This window comes from Paenibacillus marinisediminis (genome assembly GCF_054343325.1).
Map to the genome: position 1 here is coordinate 73,682 of NZ_JBTGUH010000005.1, position 25,344 is coordinate 99,025.

The 25,344-nt window shown below is 48.3% G+C and carries 26 protein-coding genes; 10 read left to right on the forward strand and 16 right to left on the reverse strand.

Annotated elements, in window-relative coordinates; translation table 11 throughout:
• Positions 1 to 228: 228 nt before the first annotated feature.
• The 3 genes from ACXX53_RS13255 to ACXX53_RS13265 form a co-directional block, all read right to left on the reverse strand.
• A complete protein-coding gene (locus ACXX53_RS13255) occupies positions 229 to 843 on the reverse strand; it encodes a hypothetical protein (protein ID WP_458569129.1) in 615 nt (204 codons plus the stop codon).
• Between the two features lie 117 nt (positions 844 to 960).
• Positions 961 to 1,143 (reverse strand): Arc family DNA-binding protein, encoded by a 183-nt coding sequence (locus ACXX53_RS13260; RefSeq protein ID WP_458569130.1) that lies wholly within the window; start codon positions 1,141 to 1,143, stop codon positions 961 to 963.
• Positions 1,144 to 1,161: 18 nt separating this feature from the next.
• Positions 1,162 to 2,016: an SPFH domain-containing protein gene (locus ACXX53_RS13265; protein ID WP_458569131.1), complete on the reverse strand. Its 855-nt coding sequence runs from the start codon at positions 2,014 to 2,016 to the stop codon at positions 1,162 to 1,164.
• 175 nt (positions 2,017 to 2,191) lie between these two features.
• Between ACXX53_RS13265 and ACXX53_RS13270 the strand changes: the two genes are divergently transcribed.
• Positions 2,192 to 3,436, forward strand: coding sequence for a CynX/NimT family MFS transporter (locus ACXX53_RS13270; RefSeq protein WP_458569132.1), 1,245 nt, complete (start codon positions 2,192 to 2,194; stop codon positions 3,434 to 3,436).
• A gap of 129 nt (positions 3,437 to 3,565) precedes the next feature.
• Positions 3,566 to 3,883 (forward strand): hypothetical protein, encoded by a 318-nt coding sequence (locus ACXX53_RS13275; protein ID WP_458569133.1) that lies wholly within the window; start codon positions 3,566 to 3,568, stop codon positions 3,881 to 3,883.
• Between the two features lie 377 nt (positions 3,884 to 4,260).
• Here the strand turns inward: ACXX53_RS13275 and ACXX53_RS13280 are convergent, their stop codons facing one another.
• The 8 genes from ACXX53_RS13280 to ACXX53_RS13315 form a co-directional block, all read right to left on the reverse strand.
• Positions 4,261 to 4,725 (reverse strand): DUF420 domain-containing protein, encoded by a 465-nt coding sequence (locus tag ACXX53_RS13280; RefSeq protein WP_458569134.1) that lies wholly within the window; start codon positions 4,723 to 4,725, stop codon positions 4,261 to 4,263.
• 61 nt (positions 4,726 to 4,786) lie between these two features.
• Positions 4,787 to 5,725 (reverse strand): cytochrome c oxidase assembly factor CtaG, encoded by a 939-nt coding sequence (ctaG, locus tag ACXX53_RS13285; protein WP_458569135.1) that lies wholly within the window; start codon positions 5,723 to 5,725, stop codon positions 4,787 to 4,789.
• Between the two features lie 111 nt (positions 5,726 to 5,836).
• Positions 5,837 to 6,163 (reverse strand): cytochrome C oxidase subunit IV family protein, encoded by a 327-nt coding sequence (locus ACXX53_RS13290; RefSeq protein WP_458569136.1) that lies wholly within the window; start codon positions 6,161 to 6,163, stop codon positions 5,837 to 5,839.
• A 3-nt stretch (positions 6,164 to 6,166) separates the two neighbouring features.
• Positions 6,167 to 6,787: a cytochrome (ubi)quinol oxidase subunit III gene (locus ACXX53_RS13295; protein ID WP_458569137.1), complete on the reverse strand. Its 621-nt coding sequence runs from the start codon at positions 6,785 to 6,787 to the stop codon at positions 6,167 to 6,169.
• Positions 6,784 to 8,634, reverse strand: coding sequence for a cytochrome c oxidase subunit I (gene ctaD / locus ACXX53_RS13300; protein ID WP_458569331.1), 1,851 nt, complete (start codon positions 8,632 to 8,634; stop codon positions 6,784 to 6,786). The genes ACXX53_RS13295 and ctaD overlap by 4 nt, the downstream gene beginning before the upstream one ends.
• Positions 8,635 to 8,713: 79 nt before the next feature.
• Entirely contained in the window at positions 8,714 to 9,781 is a 1,068-nt protein-coding gene (gene coxB, locus ACXX53_RS13305) for a cytochrome c oxidase subunit II (RefSeq protein WP_458569138.1), read from the reverse strand.
• Between the two features lie 678 nt (positions 9,782 to 10,459).
• Positions 10,460 to 11,263 (reverse strand): type I methionyl aminopeptidase, encoded by an 804-nt coding sequence (gene map / locus ACXX53_RS13310; RefSeq protein WP_458569139.1) that lies wholly within the window; start codon positions 11,261 to 11,263, stop codon positions 10,460 to 10,462.
• Positions 11,264 to 11,476: 213 nt separating this feature from the next.
• Complete coding sequence (locus tag ACXX53_RS13315) at positions 11,477 to 11,665, reverse strand: hypothetical protein (protein ID WP_458569140.1); 189 nt, start codon at positions 11,663 to 11,665, stop codon at positions 11,477 to 11,479.
• 339 nt (positions 11,666 to 12,004) lie between these two features.
• Between ACXX53_RS13315 and ACXX53_RS13320 the strand changes: the two genes are divergently transcribed.
• The 5 genes from ACXX53_RS13320 to mscL all read left to right on the forward strand — a co-directional run bounded on the left by ACXX53_RS13320 (position 12,005) and on the right by mscL (position 16,210).
• On the forward strand, positions 12,005 to 13,183 hold the full coding sequence (locus ACXX53_RS13320; protein ID WP_458569141.1) for an MFS transporter: 1,179 nt from the start codon (positions 12,005 to 12,007) through the stop codon (positions 13,181 to 13,183).
• Between the two features lie 50 nt (positions 13,184 to 13,233).
• Entirely contained in the window at positions 13,234 to 13,845 is a 612-nt protein-coding gene (locus ACXX53_RS13325) for a TVP38/TMEM64 family protein (protein ID WP_458569142.1), read from the forward strand.
• Between the two features lie 177 nt (positions 13,846 to 14,022).
• Entirely contained in the window at positions 14,023 to 14,301 is a 279-nt protein-coding gene (locus ACXX53_RS13330) for a transposase (protein WP_458569143.1), read from the forward strand.
• Between the two features lie 434 nt (positions 14,302 to 14,735).
• Positions 14,736 to 15,629, forward strand: a complete 894-nt coding sequence (locus ACXX53_RS13335; protein ID WP_458569144.1) for a diacylglycerol/lipid kinase family protein — start codon at positions 14,736 to 14,738, stop codon at positions 15,627 to 15,629.
• A 74-nt stretch (positions 15,630 to 15,703) separates the two neighbouring features.
• On the forward strand, positions 15,704 to 16,210 hold the full coding sequence (gene mscL / locus ACXX53_RS13340; protein WP_458569145.1) for a large-conductance mechanosensitive channel protein MscL: 507 nt from the start codon (positions 15,704 to 15,706) through the stop codon (positions 16,208 to 16,210).
• 90 nt (positions 16,211 to 16,300) lie between these two features.
• Here mscL and ACXX53_RS13345 read toward each other — a convergent pair whose 3' ends face one another.
• The 3 genes from ACXX53_RS13345 to ACXX53_RS13355 all read right to left on the reverse strand — a co-directional run bounded on the left by ACXX53_RS13345 (position 16,301) and on the right by ACXX53_RS13355 (position 18,436).
• Positions 16,301 to 16,612 (reverse strand): dipeptidyl aminopeptidase, encoded by a 312-nt coding sequence (locus ACXX53_RS13345; protein WP_458569146.1) that lies wholly within the window; start codon positions 16,610 to 16,612, stop codon positions 16,301 to 16,303.
• 211 nt (positions 16,613 to 16,823) lie between these two features.
• Complete coding sequence (locus ACXX53_RS13350; RefSeq protein ID WP_458569147.1) at positions 16,824 to 17,609, reverse strand: TrmB family transcriptional regulator; 786 nt, start codon at positions 17,607 to 17,609, stop codon at positions 16,824 to 16,826.
• Between the two features lie 59 nt (positions 17,610 to 17,668).
• Positions 17,669 to 18,436, reverse strand: coding sequence for a zinc ribbon domain-containing protein (locus ACXX53_RS13355; RefSeq protein WP_458569148.1), 768 nt, complete (start codon positions 18,434 to 18,436; stop codon positions 17,669 to 17,671).
• A 539-nt stretch (positions 18,437 to 18,975) separates the two neighbouring features.
• Here ACXX53_RS13355 and ACXX53_RS13360 point away from each other — a divergent pair.
• Positions 18,976 to 21,159, forward strand: coding sequence for an ATP-dependent helicase (locus ACXX53_RS13360; RefSeq protein WP_458569149.1), 2,184 nt, complete (start codon positions 18,976 to 18,978; stop codon positions 21,157 to 21,159).
• Between the two features lie 126 nt (positions 21,160 to 21,285).
• Positions 21,286 to 21,990 (forward strand): GTP pyrophosphokinase, encoded by a 705-nt coding sequence (locus tag ACXX53_RS13365; RefSeq protein WP_458569150.1) that lies wholly within the window; start codon positions 21,286 to 21,288, stop codon positions 21,988 to 21,990.
• A 263-nt stretch (positions 21,991 to 22,253) separates the two neighbouring features.
• Here the strand turns inward: ACXX53_RS13365 and ACXX53_RS13370 are convergent, their stop codons facing one another.
• Together ACXX53_RS13370 and ACXX53_RS13375 are read right to left on the reverse strand one after the other, a co-directional pair.
• Positions 22,254 to 23,132 (reverse strand): M15 family metallopeptidase, encoded by an 879-nt coding sequence (locus ACXX53_RS13370; protein WP_458569151.1) that lies wholly within the window; start codon positions 23,130 to 23,132, stop codon positions 22,254 to 22,256.
• A 218-nt stretch (positions 23,133 to 23,350) separates the two neighbouring features.
• Entirely contained in the window at positions 23,351 to 24,370 is a 1,020-nt protein-coding gene (locus ACXX53_RS13375) for an FUSC family protein (RefSeq protein ID WP_458569152.1), read from the reverse strand.
• A gap of 208 nt (positions 24,371 to 24,578) precedes the next feature.
• On the opposite strand from ACXX53_RS13375, the gene ACXX53_RS13380 reads away from it, so the two are divergent.
• A complete protein-coding gene (locus ACXX53_RS13380) occupies positions 24,579 to 25,340 on the forward strand; it encodes a tryptophan-rich sensory protein (protein WP_458569153.1) in 762 nt (253 codons plus the stop codon).
• The last annotated feature ends 4 nt before the right edge of the window (positions 25,341 to 25,344 follow it).

Sequence of the window (25,344 nt, forward strand, 5' to 3'; positions counted from 1 at the left end):
TCCTTATTTTAGTAATTCGTCGAATTTTAACCCATTAGTTGCTATATCCGTATATTGTATCCTTGTTAAAATGTGCATTTAGAGGAGAAGCGAAATTGAGAGGAAACAGGGCATGAGGAATCGCAGCAGAACGATGATCACTTCCTGCTGAATAAGATTACGTTCCCTGCTGTCCACATCTAGAGCTGCTTCCAGCAGGGTATATCGTATAAATGGTAGAACGAATCCTTATAGTTCATGTATGACATTCTGCTCACGCAGAGCCTGGACGAATAGTTGAACTATTCTCATGCGTTCGTGTATAACTTGAAGATCCGGCTTCTTATGAGCTTCAGTCCAGCTTAATGTAGCCTTATGCTCATTAATTCGCAAGCGAATCGTTGCAGAGAAGTAAGGCATGAGCTCATCAGACAAACCGTCATGCTTCAACACGGTACGCAGTAGGCTGGGATGCGTAGACATGCCTTTAAACAACTTACTCATCGCCGAATCAGGCATCGTTACGGGACGCATATCTCGATGCATAAACGAAAACATGGCTCTCTTCGCAGAGATCAGGAAAAACTCCAGCTTGCGACGCGGGCGAAACGTATATTTGATCTCTATCATATCCGAGCTGCTGGATGAGCTGGAATTACCGCTTGATTTGAAGGATATCGTATATGATCCATGCCCTGTAGGGTCATTCACTTGCACATGCTCGGATATATAGCTCCATCCTTTTAACTTACTAGGGAAATATGTGCCACCGTACTGTTCCGCATACTGCTTTAACAGCTGGGTGCCTGCTGATTCCCACCATTTCTTGCTGATAGGCTTCTTCTTCACCTTCGGTTCCATCATGATCTTCCCTTCCTAGATGATTCAGATTGCAGCAGATTAGCCATTCTGCTATTTGTCACCGGTACCCTGAATCAGCTGCTGTCCCGCCAATCCAGGGTACCCGGTTAACACCTGCCGCTATTCCTCATCCTCGGATTGCTTCCTTGACGAAGAAAGCCTGCCTTGTTTCCGCAAGGCTTCCCTCAATATATACTCGATATGACCATTCACACTTCGGAACTCATCTGCTGCCCAGCGCTCCAAAGCCTCATATACAGTCGGATCAAGGCGCAGTGGGAAGCTCTTCTTCTTACCTGCCATCGTGAATAGCCGCTCCCATTAGTAGATGGAGCTTGTATTGATGACCGGCTGGGCAGATCGGTCAGATACTACTGCTACTAATAAATTATTAACCATCGCCGCTTTACGCTCGTCATCCAACGCGACAATGCCATCCGCTTGCAAACGTTCGATTGCCATCTGCACCATTGTAACTGCGCCGTCAACGATCTTCTCGCGAGCCGCGATGATCGCCGCAGCCTGCTGACGCTGCAGCATAGCGCTGGCAATCTCCGTGGAGTACGCCAGATGCGTCAGACGCGATTCAATAATCTTCACGCCGGCAATAGACAGGCGGTTCTGCAATTCTTCCGTCAATTCGGTAGCAATCTCCTCCGCATTGCCTCGCAAGGAGAAGCCATCCGGTTCATTCGAATCATAAGCGTACTTGCTTGCCACATGGCGCAGAGCCGCTTCACTTTGAATCTCGACAAATGTTTCATACTCATCCACTTCGAACAAGGCTTTAGCTGAGTCTACTACCGAAAATACAACCACTGCCGCAATCTCAATCGGATTGCCTTCCACATCATTGACCTTCAGCTTCGCACTGTTGAAGTTCCGCACTCGCAGGGATACCTTCTTGCGTGTTGAGAGTGGAACCGTCATGAAGAAACCGCTATTTCTAATGACACCCATATAACGACCGAAGAAAGTTATGACTTGCGCTTGGTTCGGCTGTACAACAGTTAAGCCAGTCATCAACAATACCGCAATGACGATAGCCACGATCCCTGTAATAATCGAGGGTGCCGTTTCAATGCTTATCATAAACGCGCCAGCCGCTCCCATTGCCAATACGATTAGCAGAGCAATAAATCCATTCAAACTTGTGCTTTTTTCCTCTTTGAACATGATCATCAGGCTCCTTACTTTTAATATTTATTTGATATTCATATGATATCACTTTTGACTAATATTGTAAAGTGCAATCCATCACATTCTTTGACAGTTCAAGTCTCTCACTTGACCGCTCTATGTACTTGTATTAATGTCCTACATATACCGTTTTGAGGAGGACTCACTTGCTATGCAGCCATCGCATAATCGAGAGAACCATGTTTCACTCGCACAGCAATCGCGAACACAGCCCGCCTGGATCTTGATATTGGGCATTGTGTTTATTGCGGCAACCTTGCGCGCACCTTTTACATCCGTTGGGCCGCTGCTTAACACGATTCGTGATTCTCTAGGCATTTCCAATACTTTAGCGGGGTTCTTAACAACTGTACCGCTCCTTGCATTTGCCTTTATCTCTCCACTTGCGCCTAGGCTGGCTCACAGATATGGAATGGAACGCGTTCTATTTGGCGCTCTTTTCTTGCTGACAGCTGGAATTGCAATCCGCTATATTCCTAGCACGATTCCGGTGTTTATCGGGACAGCTGTACTGTCATCAGCGATTGCTCTGGGAAATGTACTGCTTCCCAGTTTCATCAAGCAGAAATTCCCCGATCGCATCGGACTGCTGACAGGCATATACACCGCTTCGATGAACTTAAGCGCCGCTGTTGCATTGGGATTAAGCGTGCCGCTCGCTGAGCAATTGGGATTAGGCTGGAACGGATCTCTGGCCTTCTGGGGACTGATCGTGATTGCGACCATCTTATTATGGATCCCGCATTTGCGAGGTCAGGCTGTTGTTAGCGCCGCTTCTACTTCTAAGGTGAAAATGGGTGGCATGTGGAAGTCCGCATTAGCTTGGCAAGTTACCTTGTTTTTGGGTGTGCAGTCGGTCATTTTCTATATAACCGTGACTTGGTTCCCTGACTTGCTCATAGATCGCGGATTCACGCCATCTTCCGCTGGCTGGATGGTATCGCTTATGCAATTTGCCCAGATTCCGATGACCTTCATCACACCTATTATTGCGAGCCGTATGAAAGACCAACGGAAGCTTGTCGTCTTCTTCGGTGCGTGCTACTTCATCAGCATCGCTGGATTCAGCTTCGGTCACGGCTGGGTGATCCCCGTGAGCGCTGTTATTCTCGGCATAGCCGGAGGCTCCTCCTTCAGCTTAGCGATGATGCTCTTTACATTGCGCACGCGCACAGCCCAGGAAGCGGCCGAATTGTCCGGCATGGCGCAATCGTTCGGCTATATATTAGCAGCCACTGGCCCTCTGCTCTTCGGCATGCTGCATGATGTGACTGGGGATTGGAGCCTATCGCTCATTTACTTATTTGCATCAAGCGTTCTGCTGTTTATATTCGGTTTAGGCGCTGCCCGAAATCGATTGATTAACGATACGAAGCCTGGAACCAGCGATAAGTAGTCGGCGTGGAATGACTTTCTGCGAGAATAGCATTATGATAATAGAAGGGGCTGCGATCGCCTGGAGATACGCTCTATAGCGGATCATTTATAATGCACGAGTGTAAGCTTAACTAATGGAGAGTGAGAGATGATTATACGTAAATTCGCAGTTATCCAATTGCGCAAGCGTCAACCTAGTAGAGTAATCGCATACGTTGAGGCGGAGAGCGCTCCGGAGGCTGTACGCATATCACATAAGCAATTTCCATTTCAGAAGGATATTGTGGTCGAACAGGTCAGCTTTCGATACGCATATGAAGACGATGCCGTGTCGGGGCAGAGCCAGAATGAGTTGAATCCGATAGAGCTCGTTGAGCCGCCGAACACTGGCAAGCACAAGCTCCTCTTCGCTATCGGAGTCGCCATCGGAACGGTCGCCGTCTATTCCTTCATGCAGCTCTTATAGATGTGATCTATCTTGTGCCATAATACCTCAATAGTTCATTACATCAGCAAAAAAGGGGTTGTCCTAAAAGTCATTTTTCTCATGTCTTTTGGGACAGCCCTTCTTTATGACCCGCTCTTGAACGGACACAGATGACGCTATTTGCTTCAAAACTAGCACTATACTGCTTATTCCGGTCAAATAACGGCTCTACGGTCCGCTAGTATAGCGAATTAGTGGTGTTTGCCGCAAATAGCGGCTCGTGTGTCCACTCCCGGCTAAAGGCCGGCAGTGGGATATTAGTAAGATCGACAACTGGGAATATAACGCATAATTATGTAAAAAAGGAGCTTGCCCCTTAGGTGGAAGAATCCACTTTTGGGACAGCCCCTTTCTTCTTACAATCCAAATATAGCTTCGATCATCGGTTTCGTATGACCGCCAGGATACAAGACATACAATAGCACATACACCGTGACCCCCGTAATTGCCGTCACGAACCACATAACAGACGTCACACGGCCAATCTTGCGATGGCGGCTATACTTCCCTTTTAATCCGGTGTACAAGGTTGTTAAGCCGAATACCGCCGATGTCGTCGCCAAGACAATATGAAATAACAAGAACACGAGATACACCGTCTTCAGGCTATCCGGTCCGCCCCACGCTGTATTCCCCACAAATACGGTTCGCGATACATAGATGATGAAGAACAGAAGCGCTGCAACCGCTGCAGCCAGCATCGTTTTCTTGTGCGCCTCTCTCTTGCCTTTGATGATAAGTACCCAACCTATGGCTACTAATATAGCACTGATAGCAATAAAGCTCGTACTAACCGCTGGCATTATATCAAATAAATCCAACTACAATTCCCTCCTAATTATGCATAATCCCCCGAGCAGTTTCATTATAACAGGATTAGGCTCAATTAAGTTGCCCTGTCAGTGTCGATTCAACGACAACCTTAGTGTCGGCTGCATCAGCACGATCCTCATCGTCCTTGCCTTCACGACGGAACCATCGAGTAAATACCGTGAAGAGAATGGTGGCATACATCGTTTCCTGTACCAATTTCATGAAGATGCCGCCAAGCTGCTGGTCTTCAATCGGTGTAAACCAACTGAAGAATTGCGGCCCCGTATTCTGGGTCAAAGCAAGCAATGCTTGCGTATTTCCCGACACACAATACCCCATCGCTTGCGCCCAAGTTTCTGCGTCCGTGTAAGTCGCGTACAACGGCTCCGGCGCGAAGATGATGAGCGCGCAGGCAGGGGTGATGAGCACTCCGTTCAGGAAGATATAGCCCATCTTCTTCACATCGCTTATATACTCCCATTCGGCAACCGGATTAACGATCGGCCACCACATCATAACCGAAGTGATAAACAGCGCGATGTAGTACACGACATGAACCCCGAAGTTCAGCATGATATAATCATGCACCGCCGGAACATGATACACGGAGAACAACACATTGAACAGCAATGCAGTTAGAATCGGATGCATGATCCACTTGAACTTATGCATAAACGGCCGGTCCAATAGAAAACGCCACAACCAGTCCGGTATTCCGATCATAATCATCGGCGGTGCAATAATATAGGAGATCGACATGAGCACCATATGAAATGAAAACATCAGATGGCCCATCACATTAATAGGCCCTCCTTGTACAAAGTACAGAAGTAAGATACCTAGTATAAACATCAACTTACGAAATAAACTGACAGGCTCACTGCCAGCAAATCTTTCACGGAATGGCCCCGTCAATCCCATATACAATACGATGATTAGCAATGCAGCTATCAGCAGCAGCGGGCTCCACAAATCAGCCGCTGAAAAGTATTTCTCCAATCCGAACATTGGCGCATCCCTCCCTTATGCCTGTGCTGTCATCGTTTCGCCACATTTTACCTACTTACGGAAAAAGAGGCGGCGCTAAAGCACCACCTCTACAACCTCCGGATAGGAGAGCTAGCTCCACCATACCCAGTAAACAGCCATTATAATACTCGTGAAGGCGATAAATGCGCCGCCTATAATGAAGATGATCGGCATCAAATGTCCTTTATCCTTCATGTGCATCCAATACGCCATCTGAATAACAACCTGAAGCACTGCCATGACCAACAATATAATAACGACAAAGGTTGAATTGAGTTCACCTGCGGAACCGACGGCTGCGAAAGCGATCAAGGTTAAAAAGATGGAGAACAAGAACGCAATAATATGCTTCTGTTTCCCTTCATGCTTATGACGGCGCTTCGTTCCATCATTGGAAGTCAGTTGTTGTGCTGCCATATGCTATCCCAACTTTCCCATTAAGTATACGACGGTGAAGATGAATACCCACACGACGTCGATAAAGTGCCAATAGATCGCCGACACATATACCTTCGGCGCAGTAACTAAGTTCAAACCGCGCGTCTTCACTTGCACGATCAGGATCGTGATCCACGATACACCGAATGCCACGTGAGCGCCGTGGAAGCCTACAAGCGTATAGAATGCAGTACTGAAGGCACTCGTCGTAAACGTATGTCCTTCGCTTACATAGTGCATGAATTCATATATCTCCAAGCATAAGAACCCAAAGCCGAGAATTACCGTTACGATCAACCAGCTCAGCATCGACTTCACATTATTCTGGTGCATGCCTTGAACCGCGAACACGCTCGTCAATGAGCTTGTCAGCAAGAGTATAGTCGCTAATGCGACCAATGGAAGCTGGAACAGCTCAGAAGCTGCGGGACCATCACCTATAGAGTTGCGCAGAGCAAGGAATGTAGCGAACAGCGTACCGAATAATACCGATTCCCCGCCCAGGAACAACCAGAAGCCAAGCACCTTATTGCGTCCTTCCAGCGTAGCCTTTTCTGGTTCTGCCGGCCAATGGCCTTCTACTTGATGTGCAGGTGCGCTCATGCTTTAACCCCCTTATCTTCCAGCTCTTCCGGTTCGATATGGTAACCATGATCATCAATGACTGAGCGTAAGAACATGCTGCCGAACAGCAGCAGCGCGCCGATAGCCGAGATAATGTAGTTATTGAATAAGAAGCCTACAAAAGCATTGCTGTACGAGTCCTTGGCAAACATAAAACCAAAGCCCATAATGAACAATCCTATAGACATAATGAACGGCAGAATCGTTGGTGACGGCATGTGAATCGATCCAACCGGTTCAGCAGGCGACATCTCCTTATTGCCTTCCATCTTCTCTTTCCACCAAGCATCATAGCCGCGAACAAGCGGAATTTGCTTGAAGTTATACTCTGGAGCAGGTGATGAAATCGTCCACTCTAGCGAACGTCCATCTTCCCAAGGATCATTTGAAGCCGTCGCTGGCTTCATTGTAGTGATCACGACGTTAATTAAGAACATAATAACCCCGATACCCATCATGATTGCACCGATTGTACTTACCAGGTTCATCGTATCGAAGCCTTGGTTCGGCAGATAAGTGAATACTCGCCGCGGCATTCCTGTCAGTCCCAAGAAGTGCTGAACGAAGAACGTCAATTGGAAGCCGATGTAGAACATCCAGAACGTCACCTTGCCGAGCCCTTCGGAGAGCATACGACCAAACATCTTCGGCCACCAGAAGTGCAAGCCTGCGAATAAGCCGAGCACCAAGCCGCCTACGATTACATAGTGGAAGTGGGCAACAACGAAATACGTATCATGGAACTGGAAGTCCGCTGGAGCGGATGCGAGCATGACACCTGTTACGCCGCCCATAACGAACGTCGGAATAAAGCTTACCGCATACATATTCGCAGCTGTGAAGCGGATCGAGCCTCCCCACATCGTAAACAGCCAGTTGAAGATCTTGATCCCTGTTGGTACAGCGATCAACATCGTCGCGATCGAGAACAGCGCGTTAGCTACTGGTCCAAGACCTACCGTGAACATATGGTGAGCCCATACCATGAAGCCCAGGAAGCCGATCAAGATCGTTGCAAACACCATCGAGCTGTAACCGAATAGCCGCTTGCGAGAGAATGTGCTGATAACGTCAGATATGATTCCAAATGCCGGCAAGATCAGAATATATACTTCTGGGTGACCGAATATCCAGAATAGATGCTGCCATAGAACAGGGTTACCGCCGTTTACGACATCGAAGAAGTTGCCGCCGAACAAGCGGTCGAAGGTCAAGAGAATAAGACCTACCGTAATGGCCGGGAAAGCGAACAAGATGAGTGCAGATGTAATAAAAGAAGCCCAAGTGAACATCGGCATGCGCATGTAAGACATGCCTGGAGCGCGCATATTAATGATAGTTGCCAGGAAGTTAATACCCCCGAGCAATGTACCTATACCCGCAATCTGCAATCCGACCGTATAGAAGTCCACACCCCGATGCGGGCTGTATTCCGTTGTGGATAGCGGAACATATGCCGTCCATCCCGCATCCGGCACGCTTCCGAACAGCCAGCTCAAGTTCAGGAGCAAGCCGCCGAAGAAGAACGTCCAGAAGCCGAGAGAGTTCAAGAATGGGAACGCAACGTCGCGCGCGCCGATCTGCAAAGGAATAATCGCATTCATAAGTGCAAATATGATTGGCATGACCCCAAGAAAGATCATGGTTGTACCGTGCATCGTGATCAGTTCGTTGAACTGCTGCGCGGATACGAAATCGTTCAATGGCTTCCACAATTGAACTCGGATCAGTATGGCTTCAATACCGCCAATGCCAAAGAATAAAGCGCCTGCGATAAGGTAAAGAATACCGATCTTCTTATGGTCGACCGTTGTGAGCCAATCCATTAAGCCACGATACCGCTTCACTGTGTGCGCTGTATGTGCCAAGGTCGTAACCTCCCCTAGAAGATGCTAATATAACTTGCTATTGTTTGTTAACTTCTTTCAAGGATTCCAGCTTGTAGTTCGACAAGTAGTCTATGATCTGCTCTAGTTCCTTATCGTTCAACGGAATGTTGCCCATACGGTTGCCTGGCTTCTCTCCTTCGTTGTCCACAAGCCATCTGCGCAGATGATCTTTCACTGCATTCTGCTCGATTGCTTCCTCTGCATTATCACGATTCAGGAGTATACCGCCGACTGCCTCCCTGCTTCCGATCCCTTTTAAGTTCGGACCTGCGGATTGAACATTATCAACAGCATGGCAAGTCAAGCAGCTAGTCTTGAACTTATCGGCAACATCGGCGTCGCCTTCGAACGGCTTAGGCTCTGCCAGCATCTCATTGACCCAAGCGGTAAAGGTCGCCTCACCGACAGCTTTAACCTTGAAGTCCATATAAGCATGAGAAGGTCCGCACAGCTCAGCGCATTTGCCGCGATATACATTCTCTTTCGGAGCTTCAAGATACATATTATTGAAGTTTCCTTCACGGTTCGTATCCATCTTGCCCGCTAATGCCGGCACCCAGAAAGAGTGAAGCACATCGGCCGTTTTCAGATTAATCGCGATCTTCTTATTCGTCGGAATAACGAGATCCTGCGCAGTACGAATACCGAGTTCAGGGTACTCGAATTCCCACCAATATTGGTGCGATACCACGTTAACCTTAATCGCATCTTTATCGTTACTGTAATCCTCCGCGAAAGCGAACACGTATTTAACGGTTGGTACAGCCAAGATAATGAGCAAAATAATCGGAATAACGGTCCATATCACTTCTAACTTATGACTGCCCTCAACCTGTACGGGTATGTTATTCTGTCCCGGTTTCCGGCGGAAACGGATGATAACATAGATGCAGATAGCGAATACGACGACAACTACCGAAGTCATGATGATAATCGCCAGCTTCATCAGATCGAATTGCTGCTCCGCAATCGGGCCTTGCGGATTGATAGCGGATAGGTCCTCACGACCGCAAGCGCTAAGGAGCAATACGAGCCCCGCAAACAGAGGAAGGAGTCGTTTCACAGCGTGCCACCGTTTCATCATTGATCAACCCCACTTTTTCCTTTTTCGTAGATCATTGCATGACATGACATCTCGCGTTCTTTCCGATTTCCTCTAGCGATTAGCGGTGTTGGAGATTATGTATGAAGGAGATTATGTATAGTAATCGAAAGCGGACACCTGCTTGACCGATGCAGACATAGAAATGCCCGCGGACATTCAATCCTTCGGGCGCCTGTATGGTCAATTCAAGGTAGATGATCGGCTGAAACACGGATGTTGCAACCCTGTCAATTAATCGAATCACTTACCTAAATATAATTTCCATATTTTTATTTGTCAATGTTTACCGTCGAGTTCACAAAGTGTTCAAATACGGCTCTAAACCGCGTCAAATCAACGTTTGTAAGCGTTACCAAAATAGTTCAAACCTCTCGAAACCGCTGTCGAGCTTAGACGATTGCTGTCATTTCCTCTCTATTACGAGGATGTTTTTTCCAATGTTTACATGGTTCTAAGCCCTTTGATATAAATCGCACGCTCAACTAGTACCATATATTCCTATTTGCTACAATCCGTTCTAAATATCGATACAATAATGTGACAATATCAATCTATCCGTTCACATTGTTCACAGAATTGTAATAATATAAGGAATTTTCTTCATGTACTTCCAGTCTATCAGCCTCACAAAAGCGTTTCAGATTGCTCTTCGCACGACTACCGCTTCATCTTTTTACCGAGATGATAAGCATGCTTCTTGCGTTCGATGAACTCGGTAAGAATACGTCCACCGGCTGCTGTGACAGCAACTGTATGCTCAAAGTGCGCTCCCCAACTGCCGTCCACCGTATGGACTGACCATCCGTCCTGCGCTGTCCATACTTGACCTGTCCTGCCTAAGGTCAGAATTGGCTCCACCGTAATCACCATTCCTCGCTGCAACATCGGTCCTGTACCCGCGATCCCATCATTAGGCACTTCCGGTGCTTGATGCAGCTCACGACCGATACCATGCCCGATCATGGACAGCACCATCCCGTACCCCTTTTCACGCGCATAGCGGCCCATCGCAGCCGATACATCCCCTACCGTGCTGCCGACACGAACCTGCTGAACACCTCTCAACAGCGCCTTATGGGCATGGTAGACAAGCTTCTTCACTTCTGGCTGCACCTTTCCGACCGTATAGGTCCAGGCCATATCTGCTAACCACCCTTTATAATTCACCACGAGGTCGATCGTTACGATATCACCGGAACGGAGCGGCAGGTTATTGGGCAATCCATGACAGACCACTTCGTTTCTCGAAGCGCAGATGGCGAAGGGGTAGCTGCGGTAGCCTTTTTGAGCGGCAGATGCCCCCTGCTTAGCCAGCCACCGATCAACAAATCGATCAATCTCAAGCGTTGCCACTCCAGGAGCCAGCTTGGACGCTATCATCTGATGACAGCGTGCAGCGATTCTCCCGGCCGCTCGCATCTTCGCTATTTGTTCCGTCGTCTTGATCTCAATCCTTGACATGCTCTCACTTCCCCATTCGATGCTTCGCCGTCTATTAGACCTCTTGTAGTCATATTCAGCTCATCTGAGCCTTATGACATCCACACATCTGCACGTCGCGCTCTGCACATCAAAATTAGGCCTAAACGCAAAGAAAACGCACCGAATAAACGGTACGCCCCCATCAAAAAATAATAATATTCTCTTTACTGTACTTACTGCTCGAATTGAACTCTAAGACACACTGGAGTCTATCTTATCCATCTCCAGCTCGACTAACTGAGTCAATTCATCTTCATAGCCGCCCATGATTCGATATTTCCGAATGTACTCGCGCACAAACTTTCGAGGGTTCTTCGGCCGAAAAATCTTCGTCATCTCTACCAAGCTTTCTTTCACTTCGTTATGACCTTTTGTTGCCATGAAAATTCCCTCCTAAAGCGTTGTAGGACATAACCTGCAACCGAGAACTCTTCGGACTTCGCATTTAATGCTGGAATTCGCAACCTATTTAACCTTTATTATATCATATTCAAACGAGCTGCAAAATCAAACTACTAATTTGTAATATTTTACTAATTAATAATCACCAATCCATATTAATACCATTCCTATGCCATAAAGTAAATAAAAATTTAACTGTTCCGTATGAAGGAATCTAATGCGCCGTATTCGTCAAACGCATACAAAGGGATCAAGTTGGAAATGGATGGGACATAACGATATAATAATTTCAGACTTACACCTAAAGGAGCACTACACGTGAAATCGATTCGCTCACTGGGACTCGGTCCCGATATCTTGCTGCTGGCCGTCATCCTCTTTCTGGTTGAGTTTGTTCGAGGAGCGACATTAATCAGCTTCATTCCCATCTACGGAAAAAATGAGCTAGGCATCAGCCTATCCGTCATCGGAACAGCAATTACAGCCCACTACTTGACTGATACGGTATTAAAGGTAGGGATAGGATACCTGCTCGACCGCTGGTCCGCGCGCATCATTATTAACGTTGGCATGCTGATATCTTTGATTGGATTAGTCTTATTTCATTGGGGCGATCAGCCTTTGATCTTTATCTTTGCCGCAGGACTTTATGGCGTTGGCATATCGCCTGTCTGGATCGTATGCTTGACCAAGGTCCAAGAAGAACAGCGAGCCGCACAGATGGGCTTCCTATATACGATCTGGCTGGTCGGTATGGGCGCTGGACCGGCAGTGCTGAATGTCATGCTGGATTATTCTGCGCAATGGTCCTATGCGCTGCTGCTTATTCTGATTAGCGCGGCATGGCTGCTTAGCTTTGCGGTGCCAGGCACTAAACCATCAGGCGCACAGATTAAACAAGCTCCCTTCCATGAGCAATGGGAGGCGCTTAAGGAGCGCTTAAAGGCCATGCGGCCGCTTCTGCCTGGAATGGTGCTTCAGACGCTCGGCGTCAGCATGCTCGTTCCGATACTGCCTACCTTCGCAGAACAGAATCTATCGTTAAGCAACACACAGTATTCGCTGCTGCTGCTTGTCGGAGGGGCTTGTACTATCGCAGGACTCGTACCTATGGGGAAATGGTCGGATCGAACAGGACGCAAGCCGTTCTTATATGTAGGCTTCGCTATCTTCGCGATTACACTGGCTTCTTTAGCCTTCTATCCGCCGATCGCAATTGCTTTCCTATTGGCCGTCATATTAGGCATTTCCTACGCGGCAGTACTACCTGCATGGAACGCGCTGCTTGCCTTATATGTTCCTCCTGAACAAAAGGGATTGGGTTGGAGCTTGCTCTCAACCGTTGAGGGGATCGGCGTACTGATCGGACCTGTACTTGGCGGCTTTCTTGCTGATCTGTGGTCCGTATCCGCTGTGGTATGGTTAAGCGCTGGTTTATTCGGCATTATTGCCATTGTATATATGCTGTTTCCTTCCCGTTGGTTCGCAGAACATTAGCGTGTGTATGGAATAGCTAGCAGATTGAACTCGGGAAAGGATGTACAATCATGGGAGATTGGTCTCACGACTTATGGAATTATCTAAAAAACATTGATATGCAGCAAGTCGAAACATGGCTGCACCACTATTCTAACCTTGGGCCGCTGCCAGGTATTATATTGCCATTTACGGAAGCATTCCTTCCATTCCTGCCGTTGATCGTATTGGTTATGGGAAATGCCGCAGCATATGGCTTGTGGTGGGGGTTTCTGCTCTCTTGGATCGGCGCATGCGCAGGCTCCATTACCGTATTCTGGCTCGCTCGCTGGTTCGGCAGCAAGTTTGGGATGTACATTCAGAAGCGGATGCCGGGAACTCAGCGATTCTTTCACTGGATCGAACGGAAAGGCTTTACGCCAATCTTTCTGTTATACTGCTTTCCCTTTACGCCCTCTTCACTGATAAATGTCGCTTCTGGCATAAGTACAGTCCCATTTAGTACATTTGTCACTGCGGTTGCAGCCGGCAAGGCTGTCATGATCTTTATGATCGCCTTTATCGGAAATGAGTGGCAGACCTTTATTCATCACCCTTGGCGTATATTGCTCGCTGTCCTTGTCCTCTGGCTATTATGGATGATCGGCAAGAAAGTGGAGAATCGTTATCAACGCGCCTCTTAAGTCATGGTCGACTGCATGATCTCCGCCTGACTTCTACAATGCGGATAGAAGCGGCTTCTTGAGGGTACGTTAATCGTTAGACAAGCTGTTCTCGCCCGGCTGACGCCAACATACGTCCGGGCTGGCTTGCGGTCATCATGACCGGGATTAACGAGTTCAGAAAGGAGCAGAACGCGCATGTCGAAAGAAAACGATAAGATGAATCCGATCAGCCGTGAGCCGGTTGAAGTAGATGGCGTGTATGCGAATGAATGGGGACGCGAAGAAGTGCTTCACCGCGGTCAAACATTCCCATCAGATCCCCAATTAGGAGCAACAGAATGGCAGCTCCAGCAATATATTTTTGATAATCATCACGAAGGACGAACAGATGAACGGCTAGTTCCGAAGTCTAAAGATGAAGATCGCACGAATCAGACGGACGTCAGTAAACACACAGATCGCGGAGACAAATAAGATAGGGGCATGCCCTGAAAGTAGATCATTCTACTGAAGGAGCATGCCCCTTTTTCGAGACAACCCACAGTAAGACCGTATGACCCGCGCTTGAACGGACACAGGGGCCGCTAATTCATAATTTCAGGGTATTTTTTGAGGGCTAGCGGACACAGATGACGCTATTTGCTTCAAAACTAGCACTAAGCTGCTTATTCGGGTCAAATAACGGCTCTACAGTCCGCTAGCATGGAGAATTAGTGGTATTTGCTGCAAATAACGGCTCGTGTGTCCGCTCCCGGCTCCCATTTTGAGACAGCCACTCTTTCATGATTATGTAACAGCGATCTATTTAATCATTCCTTCTAATACCAATTATGCTATTATAATAAAATACAAGAATGTATTTAATAGACTCATATGAGGCACAATGGACATTATGGGAGAGGTGCAGCTTGAATTTATTCATTATCAATCCCCGCGCCGGCAACGGCAATGGTCTTAACGTGTGGTCGTTAGTAGAGCGCGAGTGCAAGAAACAAAGGGTACCATATGTGGCATACTTATCTGATAGCCCAGAGGAAGCAGAAGATCGAGTGCGTACTCACCTTGAGCAATATCCGAATTCGGTTGTCGCGGTAATAGGCGGAGATGGAACGATCCATCGATTGCTGTCTGTTATTGAGCAAAGAAGCGGTATTCTCGCTATTATACCCGCCGGCTCGGGCAATGATACAGCCAGAGGCTTCGGTATTCCAATGGACCCGCTAGGAGCTCTGCGAGTCATCGTTCAAGGCAAGATTCAACAGGTAGACATGCTGAAATCACACGGGAGATGGACCTTAACTGCGCTTGCGACCGGCTTCGATTCTGCTGTAGCCGATGTTGTAAACCGAAGCTTCTATAAGCGCTGGTGCAACAAGCTGAGACTCGGTCAAGTCGCCTATCTGATCGGTATTATCCATACGTTGTTTACGTTCAAACCGACATCGATGAGCATCCGAATCGATGATGAAACGATTACCTTAGACCGAGTATGGCTTGCTGCTATCTCTAATGTGAATTCCTATGGCGGAGGCATTCGCATCTGCCCAGAGGCGAGAGCAGACGACGGCTTGTTTGATATGTGCATCGTGCATGGCTGCAGCAGAATGACCCTTCTTCGCTTGCTCCCGACCGTATTTACAGGCAAGCATGTCAACCTGAGCTATGTCACAATGAGACGAGGCAGACGTATTCAAGTCGAGCCGATCAGCGAAGTCATTACAATTGGCGATGGAGAACCGGTTGGTGTCGGCACATTCGAAGCGCAGCTGCATCCGAATCAGATCAGCATGTACGTCCCATAGATGTTTTTGTTTCACGGAGTCGACAAGAAGGTTATAATGCATAAGTATTTAAGAAATGGAAGGATGAATTAGAAATGGGAGAGGTTAAACAATCCAAGATTAGATCATTAGCCACGGAATTCAAGGAATTCGCGATGCGAGGCAACGTTATCGATCTTGCAGTCGGTGTTATTATCGGTACTGCATTCAACAAGATCGTCACATCTATAGTCAATGACTTAATTATGCCTCCAATCGGATATCTGATCGGCAATGTCGACTTCAAGGATCTGTTCTATGCGCTTGACGGCTCGGATGTTGCAACTCTAGCGGATGCGCAGGCAAAGAACATTCCCGTCATTGCATACGGGAACTTTATTAGCGTCTTGATCGATTTTCTGTTAATAGCATTGTCCGTGTTCTTCCTCGTGAAAGTGGTCAATATGCTGAATCGTAGCCGCACTAAGGATGAACCGGCTGTACAAGCCGAGCCAACAACGAAGAAGTGCCCTTATTGCATCACCGAGATTGCGATAGAAGCAACTCGCTGTCCGCATTGCACATCTACGCTGGAGCAAGCAGCAATCGGATCTAAATCCTGATAACCGCTGCATATAATCATACCCTAGATGCAAAGGCCGCCTTGAATCACGCTTCCAGCGAAGCGAAACAAGGCGGTCTTCGTTATATCCTTATATAGAACGGCTATTGCGCTGCATCATCGATTCAGCCAATGCCTTCAATTGCATATCAGGTGTAAAGGTCTCCTCACCCGTATCCATCTTCTTGACGATAATCTTGTTCCAATCCACTCCGCTCGTAGCTGGCACATACTCATAACGTTCCTTATCGTCTATTTTAACGGGATACCCCATCATTTGAAGCATGTCTTGGACTTCTTCCACAGTCGGCTTCTTGCCAGGCTCAATCATGACCAATCCACGCAGCTTAGATACTTCTCCACCGTTCTCGTGTACTTCAAAGTGAACAATACATTCTGCCACTCCTGCTCCTCCTCACATGACATCTGTTATCGAGTGACTTTAGATTGACTACTTCTTACTATAACCATCTTCGTGCAGTCATAATCTAAGAACTCATGGTATAGAAGATCATACGGTTGAGAACGAGTAACGTTGCAGATACTTCTTAGAAGCAAGCTGTATTTGCGACATTTGATGCATGATAAACAGGCAATAGAGCCGCGCAGACGAGTTAAGCTCCAAGATACGGATCAATCAGCTTTGAAAAATGAGGCCCCACATTGTCGCGCATCTTATCGTCCATGACCTGCTCCAGCTCATACAGGATAATATCCTGGATAAAGTGGCTTAACACGAGCTCCGTGACGGCAGGGTGATCCGTCATCAACGCCTTCGTGTAACTTCCATCCCCGCGCATGCCGATAAGCGTCTTCCGACGATCAATGATCACGACAAAGCGATGAGCTGCAGGTGCGATACCAGCATAGATATCCGGCATGAGCGCCTCCGCTCTGCGGGCTTCCCCTTCTTCATTTGACAGTGACCACAACACCTTGACTCCACGGCCCTCCGCCAGTCTAAGCTCATCCTGCACGATTGCCGCATCTTGTGGAGCAGCATCAACGATAATTTCTGTTTCTGCCTGCGATAAGCTTCGCTTGAATGTCTCCAGGACCGACTTCTCCCCTTCTATACTGAAGAAGCCGCCTTCATCACGCAACCCAACAGGCATATGCGACTCCACATATTTGAGAGATTGCTGCATACGCTCGCTCATCATGGCAGTCAGCTGGCGCGCGTCCAGCGCCTTGTAATGAGTAGGATCTCCTTGAGTCACCAAGACATATCCATGATCAACAAGACGCTGTAAGGCAGCATATACATTGGATCGAGACACACCTAATTTTTTAGCGACTTCATAACCTGTCATCATTCCTTGTTCAGACAGTGTTATCATGATCTTGGCTTCCATCTCCGTAAATCCGATAGAACGTAATTGTCGAATAAGATCATTCATCAGGTTGAAGCCTCCTCTCTCGATGTGGATCTAGGTGGTGCGAGGTGCCAGAAATCATACTAAATAAATGGCGTACCGCAGCGCTCACACCATTTGGCTTCTAGATCAGCCTTTGCGTTGCAATGCTTGCAGATTTGCTGATTCGGATCAACTTGGCTCTCCGTTAGATGCCGATTCGCTCTTAGCAGCGGCTCCTTCTCAGGAAAATTCCATGTCCACGTATTCTCCTGCTTATGTCCATTGATCGTGGATCCCGCAGAGCGCTTCTGCTCTTCCTCCGTCTGAGCTGCAGAGTACCCCGGAAGAGCCTGCTCATCTTGGTCGTTATAATATGGATCAGCGTCTTCTGTATACTCAATTGGTGTCATAGCGGATTCATTGTGGCGGTACGGACGCAGTTCCTGAACCTCAAACTCCACAAACTCCTCAACCGGTTCCATCGTCGCTGCCATCTCATGCGTGAACTTCGGCGGATCAGGCAGCTTAGCGCCGCACTTCGCGCAAAAATTAGCTTCCCAAGCGGCGGTCTGACCGCAATCGCATCGCTTCTCATTGCGAAGCTCGCAGCGTTTCCACTCCAGCTGCTCGATTTCTTGTTCAAGCGCCATATTTACCTCAGCCAACTGCTCTATCTTCGTTGAAAGAGATTCCATGTCCTGCTCTTTATATGCTTCAAAGGCCAGATAGCCGATTTCATATGTATTGTTCTTCAATTCTTTCAATCGGCTGTCGATTTGAGCTTGTACTCGGTTCAGCTCCATGACATTCTGCGCTTTCTCTGATGCTTTCGACGCGCCGTCTTTCATCTTTTGCAAGAAACGATTCATACGTCATTCTCCCTTCGCAATCGAATTGGTCACGTTAAATTTACTATTATATCTGGTATGAATGCAATAACCATTAAACGGATTCATGAAATACTGAAACGAAGTCCACCCTGAATATACGACGTTCAGTCCTCCTTCCTTCCCTTCTGTCTAATGCTTATCCCTTAGGACAACGTATGCATCCTTCTGCCAAAACATGTTTATCGCGACACTCCCCTCATTCCATAGAATACCGTTATAATAGAGAAGCTGTGTACATGTAATGGAAGCTGTGCGCTTCCTGAATATAGGAATGAATCAAAGGCGGACACACGAGCCCTTATTTGCAGCCAGAACCTCTATTTCACCATGTTCACGGACCGTAGAGCCGCTATTTGATCAAAATCAGCTAGTAAACGCTAATTTTGTCACAAATAACGACTTCTGTGTCCACAAAATCCAAAAAACGGCTAATAATCACAAAATAGAGGCTTCTGTGTCCGTTTCATCCAGTTAAACAGTCGAAGTAGAAATTGACATGGAAATGGAGGAATGTTCGGTTGAATCCCTCTTCATCTTCACCCTCCTCGCAGAAGCGAGAGGAGCAGCAAGCCGCGAATCTGCCGCTTGCTGAATGGACTTGCAGGCCAAGCGGCGTATCCGCCGCGTGCAGCGCGCCGAGCGCGGCCATAGCTGCAGCCGGCGCGGCTGAGCCCGCGACCGCGCCTAGCGACCTGGACGCGCGCTACTTTCGCGCGCTCGAGGCACGCGGCTTGGCCCTGCACGCCGCGCAGCGCGAGGCCGTGCGGCATGCCCGCGGCCCGCTGCTCTGCCTAGCAGGCGCCGGCTCGGGCAAGACGTCGGTGCTGACCGCGCGAGCCGGCTACCTGCTTGCCGTGCACGGGGCAGCGCCTGAGGCGCTCTGGCTCGTCACGTTCACCAATAAGGCGGCGGCCGAGATGCGCGGGCGCCTCAGCCGCCTGCCGGGCGTGACCGCCGCCATGGCGCGGCGCGTGCAAGCGCGAACGTTCCATTCGTTCGCGCTTACCCTGCTGCAGGCTTACGCGCCGCCGTTCAAGCTCCTGGCGGAGGAACGCGCCCGCCATGGCTTTATGCGCCGCGTCATACGGGAGCTCGGTCTGCAGGATAACCTGCAGGCCGAGACCGTGCTTGCGGCGCTGTCCGCGCTCAAGTCGCGCGGAGAGCAGCCGTCCGAATGGAACACGGACGGTCCCGCTGAGCGCGAGATGCAGCGCGCCATGCTGCGCTTCGAAGCCCAGAAGCGCGAGCGCGGGCTGAAGGACTTCGACGACCTGCTGCTCGATACATTGGAGCTGCTCGACAGCGACAGCGAGCTAGTGGCCAAGCTGTCACGGCGATTTCAATATGTAATGGTGGACGAGTATCAAGATACAACACCTATCCAGCTTCGCTTGCTGAAGCATATTACGTCGAAGCACCATAATCTCGCCGTGTTCGGCGACGATGATCAGACGATCTATACGTTCAACGGTGCTAATCATCGCTACATTACCGGCTTCAAGGACATGTATCCCGATGCGCAGCAGGTGACGCTGGATCGAAACTTTCGCTCCACACCCGCCATTATCGGCTTAGGCAATGCCGTTATCCAGCATAATAAGGAGCGGCTCGCGAAGACGATGTCCGCCGTTCACTTGGGTGAACATCAGCGAATGCCTGCTTACTTGCATCCAAGCGATGCCGAACAGGAAGCAGAGCTGGTCACAGAACGGATCCGCGATCTTGTGGAGAAGGAAGGACGCAGCTACAAGGATATTGCTGTGCTGTACCGCACGGCTAACGCGAGCCGCGCGATGGTGGAGCACCTGACGATGAGCGGCATCCCCTTCGTTCAATACGGCGCGGAGCCCTTATTCTACGATCATGCGCTCGTGAAGCCGCTGATCGATCATCTACGGCTCTCTCTGAATCCGCGCGAATTTGATGCGCTAGGCAGCGCGATAGCCGCCCTGTATGTCTCGCGCGAATCAGGCTTAACTTACATCCAACAGGCGGAACAGAAACGAGCGAAGAAATATCCGCTCATTCATCTGCAGACCTGCCCGGGACTAGCTCCCTTCCAGCAGGACGCCGTCAAGCCGCGAATTCGTTATATTAAGAAGCTCGCGGATATGAAACCACATCTCGCCGTCCGCGATATGCGGCGAGAGTTCTATGATAAATATACAACAGCCACGAGCGGGGATAAAGCGACAGCCTACCAGGAAGCCGCCGCAGAAACGCTGGAAGAGCTCGAAAGCGCAGCGAAGCGCTTTGATACCGTGGCGGCGTTTCTCGCTCATATCGACGAGCTGCGTGCGCTGCAGCAGAGCCGTGTGAACGGTCATCATCCTTCAGCTGGAGATGAAGATGCGTTAACATGCATGACGATTCATCGCGCGAAGGGGCTTGAATATCCTTGTGTCTTTTTGCTAGGTGTCACAGAAGAACTGCTGCCCCATCGCTCGTCACTGAAAGACAAGCCTCCAGCAGAGAAAGAAGCGTCTTCCGCCATCCGCTCTCAAGCACGAGATGCGAGCGTAGCCCCTAACGATGCTGCTGTACTGCAGGAAATGCTAGAAGAAGAGCGGCGACTATTATATGTTGGAATAACGCGCGCCAAAGAAGAACTGTACATCAGCTCTCCCGCTCTGCTGCACGGAAAGAAGCAGGAAATCAGCCGCTTCTTGACTGAGGCCTGGAAGGGAAACAGTTCTAAGTGAGGATTGTGTTTTGAAATAAGCATATGTTATCCGTTACAATGGAGGTAACAGCATTCTAGATAGCGTCATAGACAGTAGTAATTAACAATTTTCGGAATGCCGCATTAGAAGGAGTGGATTCAAGACATGTCCAGGCCCGATTTGATCTTAAAACAGTATGAAGAAGTGAAGCAGCTGCCCGCTCTGTATGAACTGGCTCTTGAAGAATTAGAAACGAAGTTTAAGGTGATACAGACAGAGTGGAACATAAAGCACGGTTATTCCCCTTTCGAACATATTAAGACGCGAATTAAGGAACCAAACAGCATCTTTCATAAGATGCAACGCAAAGGACTCCCCCTCTCGCTCGACACGATCGTGAACCAGATCTACGATGTGGCGGGCATGAGAATTGTATGTGCTTTTGTCAAGGATATCTATCTGATTCTCGAACATATGAAGACACGCGAAGATATCCGCATCATCGAGATCAAGGATTATATCGCGAATCCGAAGCCCAATGGATATCAGAGTCTGCACGTGATCGTTCAAGTGCCGCTTATCCTTTTTGAAGAAACACGGTGGGTTTATGTTGAGATTCAACTGCGTACTTTGGCAATGGATTTCTGGGCGAGCCTGGAACACATCATATTTTACAAGTTCGATCAGCATGTTCCGCCTCATGTCACGAAAGAATTGACCGACGCGGCGCGTGCGGTAGATGAGCTGGACCGCAAGATGCTTCAGCTTCGCAAGGAGATCCTGTCCTATAATCAAGAAGAGTGGCTATCGCACGACTCCAGTACGAGTACAATTGCTGAATTTGCCCGACTAAAAGAACTTATCAAGTAAGCTGAATAATTACGAATCATTCTGCACATTATAGAATTGACGCTTGGGAGGTCAACCATAAACCCGGCGTCCTGATGACCAAGCCGAAGATGTGGCGTTATCACTCGGCTTAGGCTGAGTCTTAACGACTTCTGAAGCATATGGTCAAATGTCTAATGGGTGTTGAACTTGAGATTCGGCATCCATTAGCACAACAAATAAGCCCGCCCACGGTAAGAACCGTGATGCGGGCTTATTTCATGTCCAGATAAATCCTGGTTCAATTAGTTAGATGATGATAAAAATTGCTCCAATGTGATTCCTTGTTCATAAATAGCAGTTGCGGCATCTACACCAACATAACGAATATGCCATGGCTCGTACATGTATCCCGTGATCTCTTCCCCATCCTTCGGATAGCGGATGATGAATCCTGAATCATGTGCATGTTCAGCCAACCATTTGCCTTCTTCGGAATCGCCAAATACCTGCTCCAGCTCATTATTGACGCTAGGACTGGATACATCAATCGTTAATCCGGTCTGATGCTCGCTCGTTCCCGGCTTTGCGCTGACTCGATTCGCATACTCTTCACCTTGTGTCTCAACATAGTGACTGTACAGTGAGGTTTGGCGTTTTTCGGAACGGTATCCGGATACTGCGTTCAGCTCGATCCCATCTTCTTTAGCCTGTGCAAATAACTGCTCCAATGCATCTGCTGCTTCCTTGCGCATATGGCGCTTCTCATGCGGCTCTTCAAATGAAAATTTCACCTGCGGCTCGACCAGGTCAGGCGGCTCATATCCTTCTGGCAGGAAACGCTCCTTGTTCACAACGACGTAGATCGAATTGGGATTAGTAACGACCTGCTTGCCTCCTTGCTCCTCAATCGTCTTGCTTAGTGCGTATTCGGACTGAATTTCTGCAATCGCGCTTGTTTCCTCGCTCTTATTCTCTTTATCTTTCGATTCAGGATCTTTAGATTCTTGGTCTTTCGATTCTTGATCTGATTTCCCATCCTGCGGAGTCATGGCTGGATCGACTTCACTAGTCTGCGTTGTCCCTTGACCTTCAGCAGGCTTGTCCGTTCCGCAGCCACTTAGAACAAGTGCCGCTCCTAGGGACAGCATCAGACAGATCGCCGTTAGTCGACGAAGTTTCATTTCTATCATCCTTTCGTTGTCAACTCTAGTTAACCCAAGTTAACTCTAGTCGTCTGGCAGCTATTATATCGAAAAATGATAGAGAAATCATTACAGAACGTTAATTTTCAATTGCCAAATAAAAGACCGTCAGCAGGCAATACTCCACTTGACGGTCCTCAGGATTCTACACATATTGATCATGCACGCTTTCAATGCTTGACAGCACCAGCCAGTATTCATTCGTTATCTTTATCCACATGACCGACTAATCGACCCAAGCGGATAATCTGGAACCCGTATTCATAGCATGCTGCAGCTACGATCGATAAGCGATGCATCCCCTCATCATATTGAGTAATTTCCTTCATCATATCATGAAGAAATCTGGCATTTTTCTCTTCGAGAAGCTCCATATCGTCCACATCGGGCTTTACTTTACCATCGAATTTAAGCAGGACATGTTCATGACCCTTGATCAGGTTCTCCAGATGCATATCAAATGCCTGATGGATCTCAGCTGAAGGGGTTGACTGAAAATAATGGCTCTCGATCGCCTCCAGCACTTCCAGCCCCTTGTACAAGGTACGCAGCAGTTGCTTGTACACGACGATTTGACGCGACTTGCGGTACTTCGCCCGCTTCACCTTCTTCGTTTCCTCTTCAAACAGCTTGTATTTATCACGTAATGATTTAATGCCGTCCTCCAGCGCTTGCTTCTCCTCACGAAAAGCGGTTTCCTTCATCTCATCCGATATGACCGTGCGCAAGAGCAGGGACATCCGATTGAACACCGAGTCGATCTGGTTCATAAATTGCACCCTTGGTTTAGGAGGTAGAAACACAATATTAATGAAAGACGCCGCTCCGATTCCGACTATAATCTGCATGAATCGATCAAGCGCATAATGCCATTGGCCGGAAGCTTCCATCACTAAGATGACGGTCACCACTGTCAAACCAATTGTTTCTTCCATCTTCAATTTCAGACATATCATAATCACAATAATGCATGTAATCCCAACTGTAATCGGGTCGTTGGAGAACGACATCCCTGCAAGCAATGCTATTGCCGCACCGAGTGTATTAGATTGTAGCTGCTCCAGCAAGTATCGCCACGACCGGTAAATGGAAGGCTGCATCGCGAATATAGCGGAAATCGCCGCAATGACAGGTGACGACTGCCCCAAGAGCATGCTGACATACAGCGCCAACGTAACCGCTATGCCGGTCTTGAGGACTCTGGCTCCCAATGCCATACTTACTCCTCCTTCGTCGTGTAACATTCGTATACTGCCCTTATCTTACACGCTCCCCCTTCTCCTATGCAAAGGTATAGATTGAAAATACATGCATACCAGCTATTTATATTATAAGTTTGAACGTCATATTTACAGCAAGTCCACCGTATGGTGATGATAAGATGGTTTAAACTATAAAAAAGTGCTTTACAGGAGGATATGTCACATGTTTGAGCCTGTTTCATTAAAATGGTGGAACCTGTTCTCCCTGATCGCGGTTATCATCATCAACGGTTTAGCGGAGCTCATTCCCCTGAACGGCTATACGACAGGACAAATATCCGCCATGTTCCCTGTCCTGATCACACCTGCCCCTTATACCTTTACAATCTGGGGACTGATCTATGTCCTGCTTCTTGTCTTTATCATTTATCAACTACAGCCGAAGCATCATCAGATTGCACTCCGACTCGGACCATTGTTCGTGTTGAGCTGCTTCTTCAATATCTCATGGATTGTGCTGTGGCACTATTTATATTCGCAGGTCTGGCTGTCCTTAATCGCCATGCTGGGCTTGCTGACGAGTCTCGTGTTTATACATATGAATCTTCGTGGATTCAAGGCTCCAAGCAAGGGACAGCAATGGTTGGTTCGCTTGCCGTTCACCATCTACTTGGGCTGGGTCAGCGTTGCGACGATCATAAACGTAAGCGTGGTCCTATATGAATTAAACTGGAGCGGATGGGGCTTGGACAGCGAGGTGTGGACAGTCATTATACTCGTTTCAGGCACCTTTCTTGCCTGGCTGGTCGGTGTCCCTTACCGCACACCTGTGTTTATGCTGGTGTACGTCTGGGCTTATATTGGCATCGCAGTCGCTAACAAGAGCCATTTGCCTATATTGTACTCGGCCATTGGACTTGCCGCCCTACTTGGACTTCTCGCCATTACGGTACCATTCCGCCCAAAGCGTCCGTATCACAACTGAAGGA

Coding starts and splice junctions, on each gene's coding strand:
- ACXX53_RS13255 (WP_458569129.1), bottom strand. CDS start 843: ATGATGGAACCGAAGGTGAAGAAGAAGCCTATCAGCAAGAAATGGTGG.
- ACXX53_RS13260 (WP_458569130.1), bottom strand. CDS start 1,143: ATGGCAGGTAAGAAGAAGAGCTTCCCACTGCGCCTTGATCCGACTGTA.
- ACXX53_RS13265 (WP_458569131.1), bottom strand. CDS start 2,016: ATGTTCAAAGAGGAAAAAAGCACAAGTTTGAATGGATTTATTGCTCTG.
- ACXX53_RS13270 (WP_458569132.1), top strand. CDS start 2,192: ATGCAGCCATCGCATAATCGAGAGAACCATGTTTCACTCGCACAGCAA.
- ACXX53_RS13275 (WP_458569133.1), top strand. CDS start 3,566: ATGATTATACGTAAATTCGCAGTTATCCAATTGCGCAAGCGTCAACCT.
- ctaG (WP_458569135.1), bottom strand. CDS start 5,725: ATGTTCGGATTGGAGAAATACTTTTCAGCGGCTGATTTGTGGAGCCCG.
- ACXX53_RS13290 (WP_458569136.1), bottom strand. CDS start 6,163: ATGGCAGCACAACAACTGACTTCCAATGATGGAACGAAGCGCCGTCAT.
- ACXX53_RS13295 (WP_458569137.1), bottom strand. CDS start 6,787: ATGAGCGCACCTGCACATCAAGTAGAAGGCCATTGGCCGGCAGAACCA.
- ctaD (WP_458569331.1), bottom strand. CDS start 8,634: ATGGATTGGCTCACAACGGTCGACCATAAGAAGATCGGTATTCTTTAC.
- coxB (WP_458569138.1), bottom strand. CDS start 9,781: ATGATGAAACGGTGGCACGCTGTGAAACGACTCCTTCCTCTGTTTGCG.
- map (WP_458569139.1), bottom strand. CDS start 11,263: ATGTCAAGGATTGAGATCAAGACGACGGAACAAATAGCGAAGATGCGA.
- ACXX53_RS13315 (WP_458569140.1), bottom strand. CDS start 11,665: ATGGCAACAAAAGGTCATAACGAAGTGAAAGAAAGCTTGGTAGAGATG.
- ACXX53_RS13325 (WP_458569142.1), top strand. CDS start 13,234: ATGGGAGATTGGTCTCACGACTTATGGAATTATCTAAAAAACATTGAT.
- ACXX53_RS13330 (WP_458569143.1), top strand. CDS start 14,023: ATGTCGAAAGAAAACGATAAGATGAATCCGATCAGCCGTGAGCCGGTT.
- mscL (WP_458569145.1), top strand. CDS start 15,704: ATGGGAGAGGTTAAACAATCCAAGATTAGATCATTAGCCACGGAATTC.
- ACXX53_RS13350 (WP_458569147.1), bottom strand. CDS start 17,609: ATGAATGATCTTATTCGACAATTACGTTCTATCGGATTTACGGAGATG.
- ACXX53_RS13355 (WP_458569148.1), bottom strand. CDS start 18,436: ATGAATCGTTTCTTGCAAAAGATGAAAGACGGCGCGTCGAAAGCATCA.
- ACXX53_RS13365 (WP_458569150.1), top strand. CDS start 21,286: ATGTCCAGGCCCGATTTGATCTTAAAACAGTATGAAGAAGTGAAGCAG.
- ACXX53_RS13370 (WP_458569151.1), bottom strand. CDS start 23,132: ATGAAACTTCGTCGACTAACGGCGATCTGTCTGATGCTGTCCCTAGGA.
- ACXX53_RS13375 (WP_458569152.1), bottom strand. CDS start 24,370: ATGGCATTGGGAGCCAGAGTCCTCAAGACCGGCATAGCGGTTACGTTG.
- ACXX53_RS13380 (WP_458569153.1), top strand. CDS start 24,579: ATGTTTGAGCCTGTTTCATTAAAATGGTGGAACCTGTTCTCCCTGATC.